Origin of the sequence: Halomonas cupida (assembly GCF_900142755.1) — a bacterium.
GTDB classification, from domain to species: Bacteria; Pseudomonadota; Gammaproteobacteria; order Pseudomonadales; family Halomonadaceae; genus Halomonas; species Halomonas cupida.
This window is the reverse complement of the sequence record NZ_FRCA01000004.1, coordinates 59,635-80,701: the sequence shown is the minus strand read 5'-3', so window position 1 is coordinate 80,701 and position 21,067 is coordinate 59,635. Positions and strand designations below refer to the sequence as shown.

19 protein-coding genes and 1 tRNA gene are annotated in these 21,067 nt (G+C 58.2%); 9 read left to right on the top strand and 11 right to left on the bottom strand.

Annotated elements, in window-relative coordinates:
- Window positions 1–21 precede the first annotated feature (21 nt).
- Window positions 22–957, top strand: coding sequence for a LysR substrate-binding domain-containing protein (locus BUE38_RS08800; protein ID WP_073434836.1), 936 nt, complete (start codon window positions 22–24; stop codon window positions 955–957).
- 109 nt (window positions 958–1,066) lie between these two features.
- A complete protein-coding gene (locus tag BUE38_RS23490; RefSeq protein ID WP_073434835.1) occupies window positions 1,067–1,324 on the top strand; it encodes an integrase core domain-containing protein in 258 nt (85 codons plus the stop codon).
- A gap of 872 nt (window positions 1,325–2,196) precedes the next feature.
- Here the strand turns inward: BUE38_RS23490 and BUE38_RS08780 are convergent.
- Together BUE38_RS08780 and BUE38_RS08775 are read right to left on the bottom strand one after the other, a co-directional pair.
- Window positions 2,197–3,168, bottom strand: a complete 972-nt coding sequence (locus tag BUE38_RS08780; RefSeq protein ID WP_073434834.1) for an alpha/beta fold hydrolase — start codon at window positions 3,166–3,168, stop codon at window positions 2,197–2,199.
- A 239-nt stretch (window positions 3,169–3,407) separates the two neighbouring features.
- Window positions 3,408–4,142 carry an SDR family NAD(P)-dependent oxidoreductase gene (locus BUE38_RS08775; RefSeq protein ID WP_073434833.1) on the bottom strand — a complete coding sequence of 245 codons (735 nt, stop codon included), beginning with the start codon at window positions 4,140–4,142 and terminating at the stop codon, window positions 3,408–3,410.
- 116 nt (window positions 4,143–4,258) lie between these two features.
- On the opposite strand from BUE38_RS08775, the gene BUE38_RS08770 reads away from it, so the two are divergent.
- On the top strand, window positions 4,259–5,227 hold the full coding sequence (locus tag BUE38_RS08770) for a LysR family transcriptional regulator (RefSeq protein WP_084541837.1): 969 nt from the start codon (window positions 4,259–4,261) through the stop codon (window positions 5,225–5,227).
- Between the two features lie 316 nt (window positions 5,228–5,543).
- Here BUE38_RS08770 and BUE38_RS08765 read toward each other — a convergent pair whose 3' ends face one another.
- From BUE38_RS08765 to BUE38_RS08735, 7 genes are all read right to left on the bottom strand, one after another.
- A complete protein-coding gene (locus BUE38_RS08765; protein WP_073434832.1) occupies window positions 5,544–6,380 on the bottom strand; it encodes an alpha/beta fold hydrolase in 837 nt (278 codons plus the stop codon).
- Window positions 6,381–6,707: 327 nt separating this feature from the next.
- Window positions 6,708–7,664, bottom strand: a complete 957-nt coding sequence (locus tag BUE38_RS08760) for an MBL fold metallo-hydrolase (RefSeq protein WP_084541836.1) — start codon at window positions 7,662–7,664, stop codon at window positions 6,708–6,710.
- Window positions 7,665–7,752: 88 nt separating this feature from the next.
- The gene (locus BUE38_RS08755; protein ID WP_073434831.1) at window positions 7,753–8,502 is read right to left on the bottom strand and encodes an SDR family NAD(P)-dependent oxidoreductase; all 750 of its coding nucleotides are present in this window, start codon (window positions 8,500–8,502) and stop codon (window positions 7,753–7,755) included.
- A gap of 69 nt (window positions 8,503–8,571) precedes the next feature.
- A complete protein-coding gene (locus BUE38_RS08750; protein ID WP_073434830.1) occupies window positions 8,572–9,789 on the bottom strand; it encodes an NAD(P)/FAD-dependent oxidoreductase in 1,218 nt (405 codons plus the stop codon).
- A gap of 195 nt (window positions 9,790–9,984) precedes the next feature.
- The gene (locus BUE38_RS22925; protein ID WP_159438873.1) at window positions 9,985–10,563 is read right to left on the bottom strand and encodes a helix-turn-helix transcriptional regulator; all 579 of its coding nucleotides are present in this window, start codon (window positions 10,561–10,563) and stop codon (window positions 9,985–9,987) included.
- A gap of 518 nt (window positions 10,564–11,081) precedes the next feature.
- Window positions 11,082–13,706 (bottom strand): ATP-binding protein, encoded by a 2,625-nt coding sequence (locus BUE38_RS08740; RefSeq protein ID WP_073434829.1) that lies wholly within the window; start codon window positions 13,704–13,706, stop codon window positions 11,082–11,084.
- A 100-nt stretch (window positions 13,707–13,806) separates the two neighbouring features.
- Window positions 13,807–14,859 (bottom strand): DUF3800 domain-containing protein, encoded by a 1,053-nt coding sequence (locus BUE38_RS08735; protein ID WP_073434828.1) that lies wholly within the window; start codon window positions 14,857–14,859, stop codon window positions 13,807–13,809.
- 479 nt (window positions 14,860–15,338) lie between these two features.
- On the opposite strand from BUE38_RS08735, the gene BUE38_RS08730 reads away from it, so the two are divergent.
- Complete coding sequence (locus BUE38_RS08730) at window positions 15,339–15,761, top strand: Sbal_3080 family lipoprotein (protein WP_073434827.1); 423 nt, start codon at window positions 15,339–15,341, stop codon at window positions 15,759–15,761.
- A 472-nt stretch (window positions 15,762–16,233) separates the two neighbouring features.
- Here the strand turns inward: BUE38_RS08730 and BUE38_RS08725 are convergent.
- Window positions 16,234–16,310, bottom strand: a tRNA-Arg gene (locus BUE38_RS08725).
- A 130-nt stretch (window positions 16,311–16,440) separates the two neighbouring features.
- Between BUE38_RS08725 and BUE38_RS08720 the strand changes: the two genes are divergently transcribed.
- Both BUE38_RS08720 and BUE38_RS08715 read left to right on the top strand, forming a co-directional pair.
- Window positions 16,441–17,274, top strand: a complete 834-nt coding sequence (locus tag BUE38_RS08720) for a methyltransferase domain-containing protein (RefSeq protein ID WP_073435071.1) — start codon at window positions 16,441–16,443, stop codon at window positions 17,272–17,274.
- The gene (locus tag BUE38_RS08715; protein ID WP_073434826.1) at window positions 17,271–18,254 is read left to right on the top strand and encodes a class I SAM-dependent methyltransferase; all 984 of its coding nucleotides are present in this window, start codon (window positions 17,271–17,273) and stop codon (window positions 18,252–18,254) included. Before BUE38_RS08720 ends, BUE38_RS08715 begins: the two co-directional genes overlap by 4 nt.
- 31 nt (window positions 18,255–18,285) lie before the next feature.
- On the opposite strand, the gene greB is transcribed toward BUE38_RS08715, so the two are convergent.
- Window positions 18,286–18,828 carry a transcription elongation factor GreB gene (gene greB, locus BUE38_RS08710; RefSeq protein WP_073435070.1) on the bottom strand — a complete coding sequence of 181 codons (543 nt, stop codon included), beginning with the start codon at window positions 18,826–18,828 and terminating at the stop codon, window positions 18,286–18,288.
- A 227-nt stretch (window positions 18,829–19,055) separates the two neighbouring features.
- On the opposite strand from greB, the gene BUE38_RS08705 reads away from it, so the two are divergent.
- From BUE38_RS08705 to BUE38_RS08695, 3 genes are all read left to right on the top strand, one after another.
- Window positions 19,056–19,739, top strand: coding sequence for a tetratricopeptide repeat protein (locus tag BUE38_RS08705; RefSeq protein ID WP_234986842.1), 684 nt, complete (start codon window positions 19,056–19,058; stop codon window positions 19,737–19,739).
- A gap of 157 nt (window positions 19,740–19,896) precedes the next feature.
- Entirely contained in the window at window positions 19,897–20,523 is a 627-nt protein-coding gene (locus BUE38_RS08700) for an NUDIX domain-containing protein (protein ID WP_073434825.1), read from the top strand.
- A 1-nt stretch (window position 20,524) separates the two neighbouring features.
- Window positions 20,525–20,974, top strand: a complete 450-nt coding sequence (locus BUE38_RS08695; RefSeq protein WP_073434824.1) for a DUF1249 domain-containing protein — start codon at window positions 20,525–20,527, stop codon at window positions 20,972–20,974.
- Window positions 20,975–21,067 lie beyond the last annotated feature (93 nt).

The following is a 21,067-nucleotide window of genomic DNA, read 5'->3' as shown; positions in this document are numbered from 1 at the left end:
GCTGACCAAGGGAAGCCAGGTATGACAATAAATAAATCTCACTTGCCGCCACTCAATTCCCTGAAGGTTTTCTGGGTCGTGATGAATTATGGTAGCTTTAGAGATGCTGCGGATGAACTGTTGATCAGTCCTCAAGCCGTCAGTCAACAGATACGCTTGCTGGAAGATATTCTGGGAATAGCGTTGTTCGAGCGTAAAGGGCGCGTAATCGAACCCACCGAGCAGGCAATGATTTTATCTCCTTTTGTGCAGGCAGGGTTCAAAGAGCTCAGCGAAGGGGTTAACCGCATAACGCGATCGGCTCACCGCAAACGCATCAATATCAACGTCAGCCCGTTTTTCGCTATGCACTACCTCATGAGCCGGCTGAACCGATTTTGCGATCAGCAACCAGAGGCGGATCTACGCCTCACTACGATGACTAAAGTGCCCGACTTCGCCGTCGATGAGGTGGATGTCTCAATTCAATGGGGATTCGGTCATTGGGAAGGGTATGATTCTGAATTGCTGGTAAGAGATCCCAAAGTCATCTGTTGTATTCCCGAAATCGCTACGCAAATAAAGTCGGAGCAGGATTTATTTCATGTGCCTCTTCTGCATCCGGTTCATGCCCGCAACTTATGGTCAAACGTACTTTCCTATTTTGGGCTTGAGTCGTATGAGCTGGGCAATAAAATGCAGTTTCAGGATGCAGACACAATGCGTAGAGGAGCAATATCTGGCCTGGGAGTAGGGCTTGTCTCGCAGCTTGATGCTTTGGAAGATATTCGGAAGGGACGTTTGGTAGCCCCGCTTGGAGTCGAGGCACTCGCGGGCATGCCGGATGAGGACGTGCCAGGGTTTTATGCCGTGATGCCACGCTCACATCGTCGCGTCAGTATTGTTAATAGCTTTTGGGAATGGATCACACTCGAAAACTGGAACGATGAAAGTGTGCGCCTGATTGATTACGACTAGATGCTGAGTTCTGCGTATAGAAGAAAGAAATAATTTCATATCTCAGGGTGAAAGCGCTCCTGACCTTTGCTGCAGCCGTCACCACACATGCCTATTAGAGAGTCATGGCTTGCAGCAAGCGCTCATCACACCGCAGTGTTCACAGCAAAACGGCATAGTGAAGTGTCTGATCCGGACATTGGAAGAGCACTGTGTCCAGCACCATCGCTTCGAGACCTTGCAACATGCATCGGCAACTGGAGCAGTTTTATACCACCGACGCCCTCATCAGGCGCTTGGTATGAAGACACCCGCTGAAGCCTATGCAAGTCCATGTGAATTAGCGGCCCGACCTGTGCAGAAACTGCTGGGCCATTACAAGATGTGATAGGGGAGGTTGGCAGCACAAGAATGGTCCTCTCTTTGGAGAAAGGACTGTTCTCGTGAACGGTCGGTTTCGGCCAATAGCTGCCTGTCGTCAACATCGTATATACGCCCACGGCAAGATTGTAGCGCGCCAAGCGGAGCAGGGCTGCCGTCGATGACGAGGCAGCCGACCCGCTGGTTATACCGCAATTGCCCTCGCACCATGGCGAGGCTCAGGGCTTGGGGTTCGCGGCCATCTCGGAGGCTCGCGCCAGTGCTTGTGTATCGATATACTCCCGGATCTTTGTCGGTTTCCCATTTCGAACGGTAATAGCGAAGACCCAATTGTCCTCCCACGCCCTTTTCGTGGCTTTGATTTTTCCTTGGGCGAAGCCGATGACCAGAACCCGGTCTCCCTGCGCTACGAATTCGCGGGCCTCCATGAATGAAGTCGGCTCGCCGAAAGCTGCCTTGCTCGGCAACGACGATCGCATATTTAAGCTAGCGAAGATCAAGCGCGAGGTTCGGCATTCGATGCGAACCGCTAGATCAAGATAAGTGAGCGGGTTGATCTATTTGCGAAGCGCAGCAGGTTACCGTGGACTCGCGCACCGTTCGTACGCGTTGTTCCGCGATCACCGGTGCAGGCAATGTCGGTGCCCGCGCTGCCGCCTCCACCTCCTCCGTCGTGCGTTCGCTGAGGGCCTTTGGACCAGCCTGTACGGCAAGGGCCCAAGCTGTTGCATGCAGGGGTGAAAGGCCAACGTCCCGCCTCACGACATCCAGCTCTGCCAGTTGCGCTCGGATAGAGTCCTCGAGCGTTGAACCTAGAGCGCGGCTTTGAGAGCCGACGGCACGAATGCTTGCATCCAAACGAAAAATCGTCGTCACGGCTCAAGCCTTCCTCTTCTTGAGAAAGGCGACCAGCGCCTCATTCACTGCCTCAGACGCCTCGAGCTGTGGCCAGTGCCCGACGCCCTCAAGTGGTAGGAACCCCTGGAGGTTTGGCACGGCCAGCTTGAGATCTTCCTCGTTCAAAGCTCGCATCTTAATCATGCTGTCTGCTGTGCCATACGCAAAGAAGGCTGGCTGTTGGATCTTCGCCCCGGCAAATGCTTTTGCTTGGTCGAAATAGGGCTGCATGCCGCGATAGATATTCAGTGGGCCGTGGAAGCCATCACGCTGGAAGCCTGCGATCATCGTCTCGGCGTCCTCGCGGTCAGCGAAGGGCGGGATTCCGATCGGGGATGGCCGGTGCATATCTTTGCTTGGGTCCATCGGACCCCATGCTTCGGAAGCATCGGGCAACCCCGACATCCAATAGAGAGCGCCCGGGAAAGTCGTGGCCGCATCCGCCCACTCCTGGTCGGCCTCCGGCTTCATGTGGCGGAACATATAAAAGGCTCCCTCCTTGCCGGCGGTCTTCAGCATTTCGAGCATGCTGGGCCCCGCACCCGGTAGCACCGGAGGGACACTGAGGCCGAAGACCGCGTCAAACAGATCCGGACGCATCACCGCCGCGTTCCAGCTCACCGTCGCACCGAAGTCGTGGCCGATCAGGGTAGCGCGCTCGATCCCGAGTTTCGCGAGGATGCCGACAAGGTCTCCGACATGGTAGAGAACCGTGTAAAGCGCGGCGTCTTCAGGCTTGGAGCTATCGCCATAGCCACGCGTATCGAACGATATCGCGCGGTAACCCGCGGCCGCGACTGCCGCCATCTGCCGGCGCCAGCCCCGCCATCCGTCAGGAAAGCCGTGGACGAACAGCACAGCCGGGCCCTCGCCTTCCTCGACAACGTTCAGCTTGACGCCATTGGTTTCTACAAAGGTCTGCTTCAGCGATCTATTCCGATCCACGAAAGTCATCTTTCATGCTCCATTTGAATTGTGAAATTGACGCACACGATGCGGCGACTGCTGAGATCGATTTGTGAAGTACACAGGTTGCAACGGATACTTAGATGCCGTTGCGGGCAAGCGCCTTGGCCAGGGCCTGCCCGATACTGCCGAAGCCGATAATTGCGTAGCTCATATATTTCCCTTGGGTTAGCACACCCTATGGCGCTCCGAACAGTCGAATGGAGCGCCAGGCCAGGCGTAGCGAGTCAGAGTTGCGCCAGGCCGCCGTCGACGGCGAGCTCGCTGGCGGTCATGAAGCTGCTGTCCGACGACGCGAGAAAGGCAGCTGCCGCTCCGATCTCCGCCGGATCGGCCATGCGCTGGAGCGGCGTCATCGAAGCGAAGACCTTCTGGCCCTCTTCGCCTAGCGCTGCCTTCGCGAGTTCGGTCGCCGTCGCCCCGGGTGACAACACGTTTACCCGGATGCCGGTGCCCTTCAGATCCTCCGCCCAGGTCCGCGCGAGGTTGCGTACTGCTGCCTTGCTCGCACTGTAGGCGGTGAATGCCGGGGCGCCCGTGGTGCCGGCGCTCGATCCGGTTAGGATGATCGACCCGCCTTCGCCCATCAGTGGCAGCGCCTTCTGAACCGTGAAGATCGTGCCCTTCACATTGATGTCGAAGGTTTCGTCGATGTGCTCGGCGGTGATTTCGCCAAGCTTGAGCTGGCTTCCCACCCCGGCATTAGCGAAGACGATGTCGAGCGTTCCGCGCTCGGCCTTCACCGCCGCATAGAGTCGGTCAAGATCGGCCTCATCGGAAACGGAGCCTTGCACCCCACGGGCATTGGGCCCGAGGTCGGCTACAGCGGCGTCGAGCACGTCCTGCCGACGGCCGAAGAGGAAGACGAACGCGCCCTCGTCGATGAGGCGTTGTGCGGCGGCGAGGCCGATACCGGTAGCGCCGCCTGTGATTACGGCGGTCTTTCCATTCAATCTGGTCATGTCATGTATCCTTCGTGGGAGTTGTAGTTGCGACGAGGACAACAATGAGCCTTTCCAGATGATCTGAAAAGACGATAAAATGAGATTCAAGCTATCTATATTTGAGATGGATAATCATGCTGGACGGCGTCTCTCTGGATCAACTTCGGGCCTTCATCGCGGCGGTCGACGAGGGCAGCTTCTCGGCCGCAGGGCGCAAGCTTTATCGCGTGCAGTCGGCGGTGAGCGGGTGGATCAGCGGCCTTGAGGCGCAACTCGACGTTGTGTTGTTCGACCGCACGGCGCGCTTCCCGAAGCTCACGCCAGAGGGCGAACTGTTGCTCGCGGACGCCCGCAGCGTCGTGTCCGGGGTCGACGCCATGAAGGCCCGGGCCAAGCTGATGGCCGGCGGACTCGAGGCCGAGTTGTCCGTCGTCGTCGATGTGTTCTTCCCGACCGCTACCATCGCTGCAGCGGCGAAGGCGTTCGCGGAACGGTTTCCGCTGACACCGTTGCGACTGTTCGTGGAGGGAATGGGCGCGGCGTACCAGCCGGTATTGGACGAACGTTGCAGCCTCGGCATCTTGACGTCGTTGCCAATCGAATTTCCGTCGCTGGTCAGCGAACGCGTGGTTGAGATTCCCTTTGTCATCGTGGCGGCACCACAGCACCCGCTGGCGAAGTTTCGTGGCCGGATACCCACGCGCGAAATAGCGAAGCATGTGCAACTCGTGCTCACCGACCGGTCCAATCTGCTAGCCGGCAAAGACTTTGGCGTATTCTCACCGTCGACCTGGCGGTTGGCAGATCTTTCAACCAAGTACGCTTTTCTCAAGGATGGCGTGGGCTGGGGCAGCATGCCCCGCCACATGGTGGAGTCCGACATCGCGGTGGGGAGCTTGGTGCTCCTCAATGTGCGCGAGGACTTCGCGTTGACCATGTCGGCTTTTTACCGAGCGTCTGCGCCACCTGGGCCCGCAGGACGATGGTTCATCGATCACTTGAAAGGTTTGTCCGTTGATGTGCCCGAAAGCCGTGAGCCCGACGACCTTCCGGCTTCGCAAAAGACCGCCCGCACGTCGAGACGTCCACCCCATCGAGCGTGAAACCCGGCTGCAAATCTTACGGGGGTAGGCGCTCAGAAGGTGTTACGTGTCCAGCCAAAGACAAATTTAAACTTCCGCTTTCAGCGCGGGGGACCAGGCGGCGGAGGACCGCTTTCTGGCCGGTTTCTGTCCGTTACGAATAGCTGAAATCGGCCAGAAGCAGTCATTGCAGTTACTAGTTGGTGGTAATCTAACCCTTACCTCTGCCGCCTCATTGGCAGGTTCCTTAATTCAGGTAATTTACTACCGTTCGAAAACCATCATGTGAAGTAGTGTCGCGGCTGAGGCGTGGACAGAGGCTACAGCCGCACAGGGCTTAGCTCTGAATGAAGTCCGTCAGATCCCGGTTGATAACTTCGGCATGCGTTGTGCACATACCGTGCGGGTAGCCGCTATAGACCCTCAATGTACTGTTCGATAGAAGCTTGTCTGAGAGTATCGCCGAGTCCTCGATGGGCACGATCTGGTCATCGTCTCCGTGCATGACCAACGTCGGTACGTCGATTGCTTCCAGGTCTGCCGTGAAGTCGGTTTCCGAGAACGCCTTAATGCCGTCGTAGTGCGCCTTGGCGCCCCCCATCATGCCTTGCCGCCACCAGTTCTGGATGACTGCGGGAGAAACCTCAACGTTGTCCCTATTGAAACCGTAGAAAGGGCCACTCGCTACGTTTAGATAGAACTTTGCTCGATTGGCTGCCAACTGCTGGCGGAAACCGTCGAATACCTTGATGGGTAAGCCGCCGGGATTACTCTCGGTCTTGACCATGATGGGAGGAACCGCGCCGATCATTACCAACTTGGCCACGCGTCTCTGCGGCTGACCGAACTTGGCCACATAGTGAGCCGCTTCACCGCCGCCGGTAGAGTGACCGATGTGCACGGTATTCTTTAGGTCGAGATGTTCAACGACCGCTGCCACATCCGCAGCGTAGTGGTCCATGTCGTGCCCGTCACTGACCTGGGCGGAGCGGCCGTGGCCACGGCGATCATGGGCGATGACGCGATAACCCAAACTAACGAAATGCAGCATCTGGGCGTCCCAGTCATCCGAGCTCAATGGCCAGCCGTGATGAAAGACGATCGGCTGTGCCGTTTTCGGTCCCCAGTCCTTGAAGAATATCTTGGTACCGTCAGTCGTGGTGATCGTACTCATTGTCTGTCTCCTTGCTGCTGTGCTGGTTTGAGGGAGCTGTGTCATCGAGCAAGCGGGTAAGGAGGCCATCGCAGCAACTCCCAGACCCAGAGCGATAAGCTCTCGGCGCGTAAGATAGGGGGAGCCAAAAACTTCCACCGTTTCTTCCTTTTGACGTGTTAGGTCAGTCTTATGAACTAAAAGAGAAAGCTGATATTGGTGACGCGCGTTTTCAGTGAGAGAGTCAGGAATCCCGCGCGGGTTGATGTGAGGAAATGTATTTTTCCCAGCAAACTCACACGGGATTTCTATCGCGTCTATTTTTGCATGCTCTAACCCGACAAACGGTTAGTAGTCCCAGAAGACGGGTACCCAGCGAAAGGCATCGCCATCGACTGCCACGCGTCCGAGGGATGGAAAGGGAAGATGGGTGGCCACCAGCAGCTCACCGGTCGCTGCCAGCTCTCGAAGAAGACGGAGTCGAACTCGGGCTGCTTCTTCGGGGTCGTGTTCAAAACCGTTATACCAATCGGGTTGTTCGAACCCGACCGCGAATATGGCGTCACCCGCGAATGTTAATCCCTCGCTGCCAGAGGTAAGGTGGACCATGCTGTGACCTGGGGTGTGGCCGCCAGTGCGGTAGGCGACTACCCCTGGCGCCACTTCGACTTCTTGCTCGAACGGCTGCAGATAGCTGCGATATTCTTCCACGAATCGTTTGGCGGTCGCTCGAAGCGCATCTGGAAACCCCGGCGGCATAGCAGTATGGGAGAAATCGGGCGATGCCCAGAATTCTACCTCGGCGGCCGCAACGTGGATTCGCAGATCTGGACGCAGCCGCTCCTTTACCCCGTCGATGAGCAGTCCACCAACGTGGTCCATGTGCATATGGGTAAGTACTACATCGGTTACGGTGGCAAGATCGATGCCTGCGGCCTCCAGACGTTTGATCAACTGCCCGGCCCGCGGCAAGCTCAAGTCTGGATCCAACCCTAGTCCGGCATCGATCAGTATGGTCTGCTCGCCGCTACGTGCCACGATCACGTTCAATGACCAGTCGAAAGTGTCCGGCGGCAGAAACATGTCGTCCAGCCAGGTCGCCCGGACGTCCGGGTCTGCGTTGTGTGCCAGCATCGTGGTTGGGAGCGGGAGTACCCCATCGCTGACCACCAGCACGTCAATTTCGCCGACCTTCAGCGCATAGCGCGACGGAACCAGTTCCTCAGCCCCTGTTGTACTGAAGCGCAGGTTGTTATCCTCGCGCACGTTTGCTTTAGGCTGACTTGCGATGTTGTTTAGGCTCATTGTTTATCTCCTTCTGATTGCCTTGCGCAGAGACCAATCCTGCTATTAATTGAGGCGCATCTGCGATCGAGCTAGACACGGTTGGGCTCTAGAGCAGTGTCATGCCGCCATCTACCTGAAGGTTGACCCCGTTCACGAAGCTACTGTCATCTGAGGCGAGAAATAGAGCGGCTCTCCCTAATTCACTTGGGTGGCCCATTCTCCCTAGCGGGATCGCCTGCGCCATCGTCCTAGTGAAGTCGGAAAGTTTTTCCTGAGGAATACCAAGCTTATCCAAAATTCCTGTTTCTACCGGTCCAGGGCTGAGAACATTGACTCGAATATTCCTGTGTTTGAGTTCTATTGCCCAACTCTTGGCAAAAGCGTTGATTGCAGCCTTGGTGCCAGCGTACACGGCATGGCCATCGAGTACTTTGTCACTAGCGATAGAACTGGTGAGGAGAATAGATCCACCATCATTCATCATCGGCAACATTTTCTGTACACCGAAAAAAGTGCCACGTGTATTTGCAGAAAACTGTGCATCGTAGCTTTCGGCTGTGACGGCCTCCGTTGGCTCAATGTGATTAATGCCGGCGTTAGCCATATAAATGTCTAAACTACCGAAATGTTCTTTCACTGCTGATACTAAATTGTCGTGATGAGTTAGGTCGGAAATGTCACCACAAATACCTATGCTATCTGGTCCAATAAGATCAAGCGATTCGTAGAGTGAGCTTTGCTTTCGACCCGTAACGATGACTCGAGCGCCGGCGTTTGAAAAGGCAATCGCTGATGCCAGTCCAATACCACTGGACCCTCCCGTAATTAAAGCCACTTTTCCGTCAAGACTAGCCATGAGTTTTAATCTCTAAATAGGTTGTTGCATTTGACCGGTGGACATATATACCGAGATGTTAAGCAACTCTCAGGGCACGACGACGAAGTCAGGATTGGCAACCGAGAAAACGGCTTCCCGGTCAGGTTCGGGAGGATAGATCCAGACAGTATTAATTTCCTGCTTGATTTTCTTTCCTTCGTTGCGAATGTAATGGACTTGTCGATCCCATCCTTCGGTATAGAGCGCGCCCCATGGGCCGAGATCCAGGCATGTGACATATTTTGGTTGGCTGTATGGATGCAAGGGCAAACCTAGTAGTTCTGCCGCGGCGTTGTGGCCCGCCACTCGGCCAAGGCTCATTGCGTGTTGGCAGGACATGACGTTGTAGTTGCCTTGGTTGTCCGTAGGAACCTTGACCGTGTCCCCGGTCACAAACACGCCCTTTACTCCAGGAGCATGAAGAAACTCATCACCTAGAATGCGACCAAGTGAATCCCGCTCTCCGGGGATCTGTGCCGTTAGCGAGCTGGCTCGCATCCCAGCAGCCCATATGACTGTGTGTGCTTTGATGTGCTCGCCGTTAGACAGCCGGACACCACATTCATCGACTTCTTCAACTCGGACTCCCGCGCGAGCCTCTACTCCGCAGTCAGATAATGCCTGGGCGATGAGCGTCGCGGGCTCGATACCCATATCAATACCGATTTGATCGGCAGTATCTACAATCACGACGCGAGCTTCCGCTTCCGGTCCCAGAATGTGGCGTAGGCGCGTTGGCATCTCAGTCGCGGTTTCAAGGCCAGTCAGCCCACCGCCGACGACAACGATCGTGTCCCTGGCCTGGGAGCGAGACTGTGATGCCAGAGCCTGAAGATGTTCGTGGAGTTTTCTGGCGTCGGAGAGGGTGTTAACGCTGAATGTATATTTAGCGAGCCCTGGGACAGGTGGATGAAACAGCTCACTCCCCGTGGCCAGTACAAGCCGATCGTAAGGAAGGGTGACATTCTCCTCTCCGTGCTTAAGCACGGTTATCGATTTTTTATAGGTATCGATAGCTTCAATGAAACCTGGCAGATGTTTTACGCCTACCTCTTGCAATAGCGGACCGATATCCGGATCCATGTTCTCGAGGACCGCCTCGTAAAGGCGGGGGCGTATACAGACTTTCGGCTCCGGTGAGACCATTATGATCTCGATATCCGAAGCCATCGGATCTTTATCAAGCGTATAAACTGCCCGCGCGGCGGACATAGCGGCCCACAGCCCGGCGAAGCCGGACCCGGCAATTATAATTCTCTGTGTCATGATCGCTCTCCTGGATACTCGTTCGGTGCAAGGCAGCGCCCGATGCGGACGTATGCCATACAGGAGAAGACATTATTCGAAGCGGGGATTTCGTGATGCAGCGGAATTGTGAAAACTACATCGCTATTGCCATTACTTTTCCTTTCCGCTCTGGCATGCGATGGAAACTAATTCCAGGAACAGGCGAGAATCTGATTACTGTTCATGACGCCAACGGCTGGGTGAGGTACCTGTCATTCGCTTGAACGCGGCGGTAAAGGCGGTGTGAGAGCCATAACCCAGCTCTTCGGCAATGGTGGCAATCCCCATCTTGGTATCTCGAAGCATGGATTTTGCACGATCCAGACGCCGCTGGCGTAACCAAGCGTGCGGAGGAACACCCATGCTCTTCTTGAATGCCCGGCAAAAATGATACGTGGATAGCCCGGACTCTTCTGCCAGTGCCTTAAGCGATACGTCCGCATCGCAACTGGAGTCCAGCCGCTCCAAAGCAGCCTTCAGCGTTTGTCGGGAAAGACCGCCTGGTGCTGCTATCGGCCTCGGCGTGCTGCTCACATACTCTTTCAATAGATAGGTCACCAAGCTCGAGGCCAGTTGTTGGCGAAAAAGCGTGTCTACGGTGGCCGAGCTGTCCAACGTTGACATGATCATGGCAAGGAGTTGAGAAGCCGTGGTGTCTGGATGAGCCGTACGCAGCTGAATATCCTCCGAAGGGATTTGATCGAGCTGTTCAGCTGTTTGTGTCAAAAGCGAGGGAGGTAAGTAGAAGTGCATTACGTCAACTGCCCCCTCAAGATCCCAGCGTGAAGAGGAACCGGCGGGAATGATGGTTAGCGTATTCGCTCGGAGCGTTGTGTGCTCAAGAAGGCGCCCTGTACAGCGTTGAACTCGCTGCATTGGGCCGAATGACGCAATCAGAACGTGCTCTGACATCGGTTGAATGACGTCATGGATGGGGCCGTGGGGCCAGTGTCGGAAAGTTCCCTGTGACAGATCGCCCTCCAACACATTACGGCGTGGTGGTGTCCGAAGCACCCGGTCCATCTCCGTTGTGACGGAGTTCGCTTTAGACTCTCGTGGAATAGGCATGGCCATCGATTCCGACATAAACGTATAAAAATAGCATATAACTTTCTAGAGTCGCTGCGAAGATGGCATACGATAAGTAGCGAACAGTCGATTACGGCCAGAAGCGGACTTCGATCAGAGTGCCCGTGATGCCTCTCGAATGACTAGGAGAAAAGCGAATGCTTCGGAACACTTTTCGTATGAGGTGTATTGAGGTCATCTAATCAGCGATTGATTAACGCCTCCAACGCTGCATCCAATGCCGCGACAGATTCCACAATTGTTCGTACAGTGGCACGGTCGAATTCGTGGTCGCGCTGCGAGTCGTGCACACCGCTGTTGAGATAACCCCACTCGATGCTTCCCTCACTGACACCGAGTAGGCGATCCAGTGCGGCAACGACATTCGTGGCACCGGCATACTGACCTGCGGTGCGGCGAACAGCCGACCGCAGCTTGCCGCATTTGTTGTTCAGTTCCCACGGCGAGCGCGGTCCTCCGAGCTTGAGCTCAATGCGGCCATCGGTGCGCCGCCCCAACCAAGTCCATATGCGATCAGTCAGGCTCTCCAGCGCGGGCCGCGCTTGACGCAGCGCTTCACGCTTCTCGTCGCCCGCTAATGCCTGCTGAGCCAGCAGAACGTAATTTTTTGTCGGCGGGGCGGTGTCGACGCGCAACTCGTGCTCACCGTTATGTGGCAAGAACTTGTAACGCTTGATGGCCGCGGAGCGCCGCGCACCAAGCTCCTGCTGGATCCGATGCAGAAACTCTTCTGCGTGCGAGGTCAGGATGACTTGCTTGCCTTCCAACAGACCGTCCTCGAAGAAGGTGCGCCAAATGCCATCGCGATGGTCATCGTCGATCGCGTTAACAACGTCATCGAAGATGACGACGGGACAGCCCTGTGCAATGTTCTTGGCTAGTAGAATCGCAAGGCCTAGGCACTTGATATGTCCTTCGCTGAAGACGATCAGTGCGTCATAGCGCACGTCCGGTTCCCCGGCAAACTCCACTTCGATCTTGCCGTTCTCTGCCACCGGAAGCCACAGTGCATGCAACAGGTCGCTGGGAGGATCACCACGATTGAATGCATTGTACAAATTGCGGGCCTGTTCCCCCAAGCCCTGGAGTAGCGCGCCAGGCAACGCGGCCAAGTAGGCCTGGATCTCTGGCAGAAAACTGTCGTAGGCGGCCTTGACCCGCTGATGGTGGGCCACATCTGGCACTTCTGCCTCGACGGCTTGGAGCAGTTCGCGATTCACCTCGTCGAACAGGGCCACTGTCTGGCGGGCGGCGGCCAGTTCCTGATCTGCCGTAGTGCGCATCGTTCGCAGTTGTTCGATCTCCAGCCGATGCTGATCCAACCTGTCCCGTTCCTGGGTAAGCGTGCCGCGTTGGTCATGGGCTTCACGAGCCTGAGCGTCGGCGCGTTCGATGATCTCGGCGATCTTCAGCAGAGCGTTCCAAGGGGGGCGCTCACCATCAACCCAGGCGCCCAGCCAGTTTCCTGTGGAGGTGGGAGGCAGCACAGGCAGACCCGCCGCCTGCAGTTCTGCAGGACACACGCTCTCAGCAACCGCGACCACACGACGCATCTCGTTCCACAGCGCTCGAACTGCCTCACTCAACTGAGTCCGAAGGCTGGCCTCATGCTGCTGAAGGGCGGCCAGTTGTGCAAGCTGCTCCAAGCCTGCGCGCGCTTTTGCGAAAGGGTCTTGTGCCACAGCGGCCAGCCCTGTTCCACATGCAGGACAAGCCGTTGCCCCGTCGGCTAGGGCCAGCACCGCCTCATAGAGCTTGGCATACGACACTTCGCCAGCGCGGCTCGCGAGCTGCCCGGATGACTCCTGCCACAGGCCTTGAAGGCGGTAGGCCTCTGCCAGTAGTGTCTGCAGCTGGGCCTGGGTCACCTCATGGATAGCAGGCGGAACCGCATCAAGCTGGGCTTGCACATACGGCAATCGTCCTTGTTGCTGTGGAGTGCCGAGCAACCAATCGACGCAAGCCTGGTACGTCGCACCAGTCGATATGCGCTGTGCTATAGCGTGCTCTAGATCCTCGATTCCTGCGACCTTTTGCGGATAGGCAGTGATCGTCTGTTCAGAGTTCGCCAGCTGCAGGCGGCGCTGTGCCAGTTGAGAAGCCTGGACCCCGATTAGCATAAGGTCCTGGTCGAGCGACGGATTGAAGCCGCGCACGAATTCACTGAATTGATCTACGCCGAACAAGGTTGCGATGAGCTGTCGCTGATCGCCCGGGGTCCGTGCTGCGATGCGAGCGAAGTCGTCGAGGCGATTCTTTTCGATGAAGCAGAAGCGGTACTCGGATTCATCGGGCTGCACGACCTCGACTTCGTCTGCCCCCCTGGCCGTCAACACTGGAGCGACATGGCGACGCAGGCGGGCGTTGTTGCAGTAGGTGCGTTGATCCACTCTCTTAACCTGCGCTTCGCTGATGGAGCCGAGCATTGCCACTTCCAGTGCCTCGCAGAAACTGCTCTTACCGGTACCGTTGGCACCGTAGACCAGGGTGATGTCATGGCTGAGGTCGAATGTTTCCTGCCGCATGAACCCGCGAAATGGCCCCACATCAAGCTGGTGCAGGCGCCCCAGTAATGGACCTGCTTCTGGCCCGCGAGCATCCCCGTCGTAGGTGACAGGCAACTGCGCCAGATGTGCCACGGCCAGCGGCGCGAGGCGCGTTGACCGCCCGCGGCGCGCGGCCCCGACCTCCGCAAGTGGCTGCAGATGGTCGAGCACCAAGTGCGCGAGCCGGCGCACGTCGTCATGCACCTCTCGCTGCGCCAAGTGTGAAAGGAAACGGTGGTACTCCGAATGAATGCTTGCCATGCAACCCTCTAGATAGAAAGACGCTTTCGGCTGCGTCCGTGATGGTGTTGATCGGCCTCTCGCTACGTGGCGCGCGATGTGGTTTTATTTCCATCCACCGTTATGGCTTATGAAAGTTCTGGGCGAAATAGTCGATTGTCTGCGCCGCCTGGGTCCCCTGGCGGAAGCGTTTCTGTTCCTTGAAATCGATCGAAGGCAGCATGTGGATCAACTGATGATCTGCATAGAGAGCCAAGACCCTCTGAGCATCCAGCGTCCCGCTACGTTGTCCCGTGAGTGTGTTCGCCGCCTCTATGGTAGCGCCGATCATTACGTCAGCCAGTTGCACCGCGGGGCTAGTCTTGGAGTCGACCTGTGTCACTGACTGAAGCTTAAGCGGAAAGGTGATGCTCGCGATCTCCGTCTGGCGAAGCGTGATCGCGTCCTCGTGGTGAATAAGGCGCTGTAGTAAGTCGTGGTAGGTGAGCAGATTCTTGGACTGATCGTGCTCGACCCAATAGGGTCCATCGGCTATGGCCTCCATCCGGTTGATCAGGGACTGTAGTACCACGAGGGCAGCGTCTGTAGTTACACCTGGGGTGGCGATCGCTTGCAGACATTCCTGCGCCGCAAACTGCGCCAAGGGGCCCAGTGCTTCTGGCAGTTCACGCCAGCGCGAGGCGCGAGCGGCCTCGACCAGACCGGCAAGCGCCTCCGGGCTTTTCTCCTTTACTGCACGTTGGAAACAAGCCAGCAATCGGTCAAGAGCGCCTTCCCCGAGGAGCGTTGGCCCTGTCACATACAGCAGCGATGCGAGCGAGTAGTTCTGCCCATCTTCATAGAAGTCGATCCCGCGCTCGTAGTAGAACGGCTCGACCGCGTAGTCCATGAACATCAGCAGCAGAAGGAAGCGTTTGTCGCAGACGTAGGTCACGCATTTGTGCTGGGTTAGCAGGTCGCGCAGTAGAGCCAACAGACGCGAGTGGTTGGCTGGGCGGCGTGCCAGAGCCCGATACTTGAGCTCGTCCGCCCGCAGCTTGGGAAAGTGCTCTCGGATCAAGCGCCTGGCCTGGTCATCGTCGATGGCGATGGCCGCCGCCCCCTGGAACCGTTGTTCAGGGTTAAGCAGGTCGAAGCCGGTGTAGCCGCTTTCGTCGATTCGAAAGCATTCCATCTGCGAGTCCTGTTATGCGGCTGGGGGATTCTATTCAGAATAAATCTAGGAGCAGGCCCATGGCATGCAAACTGTTCGTCAGCAGCTTTACCAATCCGTAGGATGTCCACTGTTGACCGGTTTAGGTCTCCCGCGAGCGGCAGCAATGGGTCGTAACCAGTCATTAGCCCTCTGTCTTTGAAACGACACTACCGGCCCATCTGCATCACCATTCATGTATTCACATTGTCTCTTTTAGCAGACAATTATGATTTTGCCTATATTTCTGGGCCTTTTCCCTTACGAAACTGTGGCGGAGGGGGCGAGAAGCAGGGCAATGGCAGCCTCGTTGCGAGGCTTGCGAGGTAAGCAGTTACTTAACCCTCTCAGCAGGTGGACCACCTCGGCTAAAGATGCCTTCCAGACTGCCGATAAGGGGTGTGGCGCGTGGCAATAGGCCAGATGTGCCCCATGAACCTGGGTAGCTAGAGGAGGTTGAATTGAAGAAGTGTGCTGCGGTGGCGTTGTTGGTGACGGTTTCCGGTTGTACGTCCGTTCAGGTTACGCCACTGGATCGCTCGTATAGCGTGTCGAACGTCTGTATAGAGGATAACCCCAAGGTGATCGTGGATGGCTTCGTCGATGTGGTGACTGACGTGTTCCACGACCACTCGATTACAACAGAAATATATTTCGGGGAAACACCGGCACATTGTGAGTACCGGATGACCTATACCGCGCTGAGGTCATGGGATTTCACGCCATACCTCTCTCATGCGGAGCTCAGGATGTTCAAAGGCGATGAAAGGGTCGCCTATGCGGAATACCACCTGACAGGCAAGGGTGGTTTTGACTTCAGCAAATGGGCTAGCGTGCGGAGCAAGATGACGCCGGTAGTGGAAGAGCTGTTGTCCCAGTACTGATAGCCGTCCTCGGATGGCTTGTGAGCCCTGAATGTCCTATGGAGCAGGTCGCTGGATGCCGATATCGGTTCTGGCGGCCAGAGGAAGGGCATGTAGCACTAAGGACCAGAGTCGACTTTGCGGCCCGGAATCCTGGCAGCGGGCTCATACGCCAGTTGCTGCGTGCATCGGAGAGGAGAATGGTGATGTCAGGTATCGAGCTGATGAAGGTTCGCGACGTGCTTGGTCACTCGTCAGTGAGGCAGACAGAAGAGCGGTATGCGTATCTTCACCCGGATGCACTGTGGATAACCTCGTTCCCGCACGAAATGGTCACGTTGCCTCTGACATGACGATTCGATGCGTCGGGGGGGGGGGGGGGGGGGGGGGGGGGGGGGGGGGGGGGGGGGGGGGGGGGGGGGGGGGGGGGGGGGGGGGGGGGGGGGGGGGGGGGGGGGGGGGTCGTAACACCTTGTTATCACTGGGGAATGCTTGGCGCCCTCTGAAGGATTCGAACCTTCGACCTGCCCCTTAGGAGGGGGCCGCTCTATCCAGCTGAGCTAAGAGGGCGTTGCGGGGTCGGCATTATAAACATCTGACAGGGCGAGATAAACCCGCAATTCAATATCGTGCGTGTGCTGCCTGGTGATCATCGGTAGAATGCGCGCCATTGATGCCTGACCGTGAATGTGAACTGTGCATGTCTGATATTCCTGCTCCTGATAGCCCCAATGCGTTCCTCTCTGCCCGTGGCGACCGTCACTTCGATGGTCTCGCCGACAAGTTCGAGGCTTCGCTGTATGGCCACCTGCGTGGTGAGCTGCGCCTGTCGCTGCTTGATCGGTTGCTGCCTGAGATGCTCGATCTGCAGGGGCAGCCGATGCTGGATGTCGGTGCTGGGCTGGGGCAGCAGGCGGCGTGGTTTGTCGAACGTGGCCATGCGGTCACGCTGGCCGAGCCGGCTGCCGAGATGCTGGAGCGGGCCCGGCAGGGGATCTCGTCGCTGGCCGCTGGCTCCAGCGCGAGCTATGTCACCGCGCCGTTGCAGGAGTTGGCTGAGCAGGCGCCCGGTCCCTGGCCGCTGGTGGTCTGTCATGCGGTGCTGGAATGGCTGGCCGACCCGCGTGCCGGGCTGCAGCATCTGGCCTCGTTGATGGCGCCGGGCGGCCAGTTGTCGTTGATGGTCTTCAATCGCGATGCACTGCGCATGTCCAATGTGGTCAAGGGCAACCTCGAAAAGGCACTGGCCGATCGCCTTGAGGGCAAGGGCCAGCGTCAGCGCCTGACCCCGATCTCTCCGCTCACCCATGATCAGTTGATGGTGTGGGCCGAGCAACTGGGGTTGCAGTTCGAGGCGGTGGCGGGCATTCGTGTGTTCCATGATTACCTGCGCCGCCCACCGGAGACCGACGGTGATGTGGAGACGTTGTTCGAACTGGAACATCGCTATTGCCGTAGCGAGCCCCATTGGCGGCTGGGACGCTATCTGCTGTATACCTTCCGCCGTGCCGAGCCAGAGGAGAGCCCGCAATGAGCGCCGAAACGCCCGTATGCCAGCTGCTCGAACGACAGGATGCCGACTATCGAGGCTGGTGGTGGGTGGCCCCACCGCGTGATGGCTGGTTGGAAGGTGGCGAGGGTTGCCTGGTCAGCGCCGATCTGGCCATCCGCGAGGCCTGGCTGGCTCGTGGACGAGCGGCGCTATCGCCGCTGGATAACTTCGAGGCGGAGGTGCCGGGAGCAGTGCTGTTCTGGCCCAAGGCGCACGCTCTGGGGGAGTGGTGGCTGCTGTGGTTGTGCGCCAACCTGCCGGAGGGCACGCCGCTGCAATTGGTCGGCGAGCATCAGGGCGGTATCAAGCGGGTACTCAAGGTACTGGCCGCGCTGGGGCTGGGCTGTCGCAAGCTCGATAGCGCCCGCCGCTGTTCGCTGTTCGAGACGCGCACCGCCAGGTTGCCGCTGGAGCCGGAGGCCGTATGGACACAGTTCGAGGCCGAAGGCCTGACGCTGGCCAGTCATCCCGGTGTCTTCGGTCACGGCAAGCTGGATGATGGCACGCGCCTGCTGCTGGAGCAGCTACCCGGGCACCTGCCCGAGGGCGAGGTGCTGGATCTGGGATGTGGCGACGGCATCATCGGTGCCTGGATGGCCCGTGAAGGGCGTACTGTCACCGCCACCGACGTCAATACCTTCGCGGTGGAGGCCAGCCGTCGCAGCTTCCTTGCCAACCAGCTTACCGCCGAGGCGCTGGAGAGTGATGTCTACTCGGCGCTGGACGGGCGTCGTTTCTCAGCCATCGTCAGCAATCCGCCGTTCCATCAGGAGCGTTCCATCGACTATGGGCCCGCGGCCCGGTTGATCGAGCAGGCGCCGCAGCATCTGCTGCCCGGTGGGCGGTTGCTGATCGTCGCCAATGCCTTCCTGCCCTATGCCGATCCGCTGGAGCGCAGTTTCGGCAGCTTCCGGGTGCTGGCCGATGATGGTCGCTTCAAGGTTTACCTGGCAGAGCGCTGAGCCGTTTACCTGGCAGAGTGCTGAGCCGCCATCAGCCGTTGCCTGGTGTGCGGTATTCGATATCGGTGATCAGCCAGGTCTGTTCGCCACCGGGGGCGGCGACGCTGACTTCATCATCCAGTGACTTGCCGAGCAGGGCCTTGGCCAGTGGCGCATCGACGCTGATCCAGCGTTTGCCGGTATCGGTCTCGTCATGGCCGACAATGCGAATGTGCATTTCCTCTCCGTCGTCGTCCTCGAGGGTGACGAAGGCGCCGAAGAACACCTTGTCGGTATCCGCCGGCAGACGGTCGATCACCTGCAGTTCATCGAGCCGCTTGGTTAGGTAGCGGATCCGCGCGATGACACGGTTGAGTTCCTTCTTGTTGTAGGTGTAGTCGGCGTTCTCGCTGCGATCCCCCAGGGCAGCGGCCTCGCCGACCTTGGCCGAGAGGGCGGGGCGCTTGACCCGTGACAGGTGGTCGAGAATGCCGCGCAGGCGCTCGGCCCCCTCGAGGGTGATCAGGTTGCTCTTCGGTTCCTGGCGCGGGTCCTTGGCCGGATCCCGCCAGCGCGTCATGTTGCGGCCTTTCATCTGATGTGGTGTCTCGCAGGTTCGTCGTATTGTCGGCAGAGTGCCTGCATCCCGCTGGCCGAACAAGCCCATGGGGATGACAGCGTATTCGACCTTGGGTGATTGGCGAATCATTCAAACGTTCGTTACATTGCAGGTGATCCATACTGACAACAAGCCCTGCGGCGGTTCGGTATCCCATACCGCCGGTCGCTGGGCAACATGCAGTCAAACTGCTGGAGATCGCCATGACGTCACGTCGCTATGCTCGAAGCCCGTCCATCCTGACTCGTACTCCGTCCGCTCTGCGCCGATCCCTCGTGGTTGCCGTAAGCACCGCAATGCTGGCGGCCGCACCGTTTGCCCTGGCCTGGCAGGATGAGTTGGCGCAGATTCAGCAGCGCTGGGAGACCACCACCACTTCGACCCCGGCATCCCAGCGGGAGGCGGCGCTCTCTGGTCTGATCAGCGAAGTAGACCAATTGGTGCAGTCCAACCCCAATGTCAGCGATCTGCTGGTCTGGGAAGGCATTATCCAGGCATCGCTGGCCAGGGAGAAGGGCGGCCTCGGTGCCCTCGATAACGCCAAGGCGGCTCGCCGTGCCCTGGAGCGGGCGATCTCGCTGGACAGCAACGGCATGGATGGCTCGGCCTATGTGACCCTCGGTGCGCTGTATGACCGGGCGCCGGGCTGGCCGGTGGCCTTTGGTGATGATGACAAGGCCGACGAGATGTTCCAGCGTGCTCTGGCGATTCGCCCGGACGGTATCGACGTGAATTACTACTACGCTGCCTACCTGGCCGATGAAGGCCGTGATGGCGAGGCGCGCGAATATGCACAGAAGGCTGTCAACGGTACGCCCCGCAGTGGCCGTGAAGCCTCGGATCGTGCGCTGCAACAGCAGGCGCAGGCGCTGATCAGCGGCCTCTGATCCCACTCGGCCAGTCCTGCCGACAGGGCCCTCTCGGTATTCCGAGAGGGCCCTGTTGCATTGCCGGGGAAGCTTGTTGCACTTCTGAAAAGACAGCCGCACCTGGACGTTTATCGGTTGATGCGGATAATGGCAGGATCACTCAGCGGAGACAGTCATGACCGATTCAGCCGGTATCGATACGCCTTTCACTGCCGATGACGTCGAGGTCGTCGCGCGGGAGTATCTGTACGAAGGCTTCTTCCGCCTCGACAAGGTCATCATGCGCCATCGCCGCTTTGCCGGCGGCTGGAGCGGGGAGGTCGTGCGCGAGGTACACCATCGTCATGATGCTGTAGGAGTGATGCTCTACGATCCCGAACGTGATGCGGTGGTGCTGGTCGAGCAGATTCGTGCCGGTGCCCTGGAGGACCCGGAGACGCCCTGGAAGCTGGAGTGTGTGGCAGGCCTGGTGGAGAAGGACGAATCGCCCGAGGAAGTGGCACGGCGCGAGGCGCTTGAGGAATCGGGCTGTGAGGTCAACGATCTCATTTTCCTGCACAGCTACTATCCTAGTCCTGGTGCCTGCGATGAAAGGGTCACGCTGTTCTGTGGCTTGATCGACAGCAGTGACCTGGGCGGCCTGCACGGACTGGATGAAGAGCAGGAAGATATCCGCGTGCATGTGGTGTCTTTTCAGCGGGCCTGGGAACTCCTGCGCGAAGGGCGACTCGATAATGCCATGTGTCTGATCGGCTTCCAGTGGTTGGCGGCCGAGCGGGCTTCGTTGAGAGCAAGGAGGTAACGTGACGAACCGAAACGCCTATGTTACCGACCTCAAGACGCTGCAGGGTGAGTGCACAGCCAACTATGTGCGCCTCAAGCGTCTGATCGGTGATCTCGAGGAAGGCGAGACGCGTGAAGTCGAATTGATCCGTTCGGGTCGTCGGCTCGGTGCCCTGTGCCTGCATATCGAGGAGCTGGCGCCTTACACCAGCATCATTCGGGTCAGCCAGAGCGGTGTGCTGGACGGCATCATCGATACCCCGCGCATGCGCGTCCATCTCTACCATGATGTGCGCATGGCCGAGGTCACGGATTTCCAGCGCAAGCGTCATTTCGATGGCCGCTATCGCTATCCCAATGCCCATATGCATCAGCCGGATGAGAAGCTCCAGCTCAACCGTTTCCTCGGTGAGTGGCTCGACCATGGTCTGGCTCACGGTCATACCCTCGACCTGCCGCAGATGCCCTGATCTCGATCTGTAACACCCGCCCGGCACAAGGCCGGGTACCCCGACCTCGGTGTTTGAATACCAGTTTGAATACCAGTTTGAATGCCAGTTTGA

What these genes read in the sequence shown, in the direction of transcription:
- BUE38_RS08760 (WP_084541836.1), bottom strand. Translation starts at nt 7,664, where the DNA reads ATGAGCCTAAACAACATCGCAAGTCAGCCTAAAGCAAACGTGCGCGAG.
- BUE38_RS08775 (WP_073434833.1), bottom strand. Translation starts at nt 4,142, where the DNA reads ATGACCAGATTGAATGGAAAGACCGCCGTAATCACAGGCGGCGCTACC.
- BUE38_RS08720 (WP_073435071.1), top strand. Translation starts at nt 16,441, where the DNA reads ATGTCTGATATTCCTGCTCCTGATAGCCCCAATGCGTTCCTCTCTGCC.
- BUE38_RS08770 (WP_084541837.1), top strand. Translation starts at nt 4,259, where the DNA reads ATGCTGGACGGCGTCTCTCTGGATCAACTTCGGGCCTTCATCGCGGCG.
- BUE38_RS08755 (WP_073434831.1), bottom strand. Translation starts at nt 8,502, where the DNA reads ATGGCTAGTCTTGACGGAAAAGTGGCTTTAATTACGGGAGGGTCCAGT.
- BUE38_RS08735 (WP_073434828.1), bottom strand. Translation starts at nt 14,859, where the DNA reads ATGGAATGCTTTCGAATCGACGAAAGCGGCTACACCGGCTTCGACCTG.
- greB (WP_073435070.1), bottom strand. Translation starts at nt 18,828, where the DNA reads ATGAAAGGCCGCAACATGACGCGCTGGCGGGATCCGGCCAAGGACCCG.
- BUE38_RS08715 (WP_073434826.1), top strand. Translation starts at nt 17,271, where the DNA reads ATGAGCGCCGAAACGCCCGTATGCCAGCTGCTCGAACGACAGGATGCC.
- BUE38_RS08750 (WP_073434830.1), bottom strand. Translation starts at nt 9,789, where the DNA reads ATGACACAGAGAATTATAATTGCCGGGTCCGGCTTCGCCGGGCTGTGG.
- BUE38_RS08700 (WP_073434825.1), top strand. Translation starts at nt 19,897, where the DNA reads ATGACCGATTCAGCCGGTATCGATACGCCTTTCACTGCCGATGACGTC.
- BUE38_RS08780 (WP_073434834.1), bottom strand. Translation starts at nt 3,168, where the DNA reads ATGACTTTCGTGGATCGGAATAGATCGCTGAAGCAGACCTTTGTAGAA.
- BUE38_RS22925 (WP_159438873.1), bottom strand. Translation starts at nt 10,563, where the DNA reads ATGCACTTCTACTTACCTCCCTCGCTTTTGACACAAACAGCTGAACAG.
- BUE38_RS08705 (WP_234986842.1), top strand. Translation starts at nt 19,056, where the DNA reads ATGACGTCACGTCGCTATGCTCGAAGCCCGTCCATCCTGACTCGTACT.
- BUE38_RS08800 (WP_073434836.1), top strand. Translation starts at nt 22, where the DNA reads ATGACAATAAATAAATCTCACTTGCCGCCACTCAATTCCCTGAAGGTT.
- BUE38_RS08740 (WP_073434829.1), bottom strand. Translation starts at nt 13,706, where the DNA reads ATGGCAAGCATTCATTCGGAGTACCACCGTTTCCTTTCACACTTGGCG.
- BUE38_RS08765 (WP_073434832.1), bottom strand. Translation starts at nt 6,380, where the DNA reads ATGAGTACGATCACCACGACTGACGGTACCAAGATATTCTTCAAGGAC.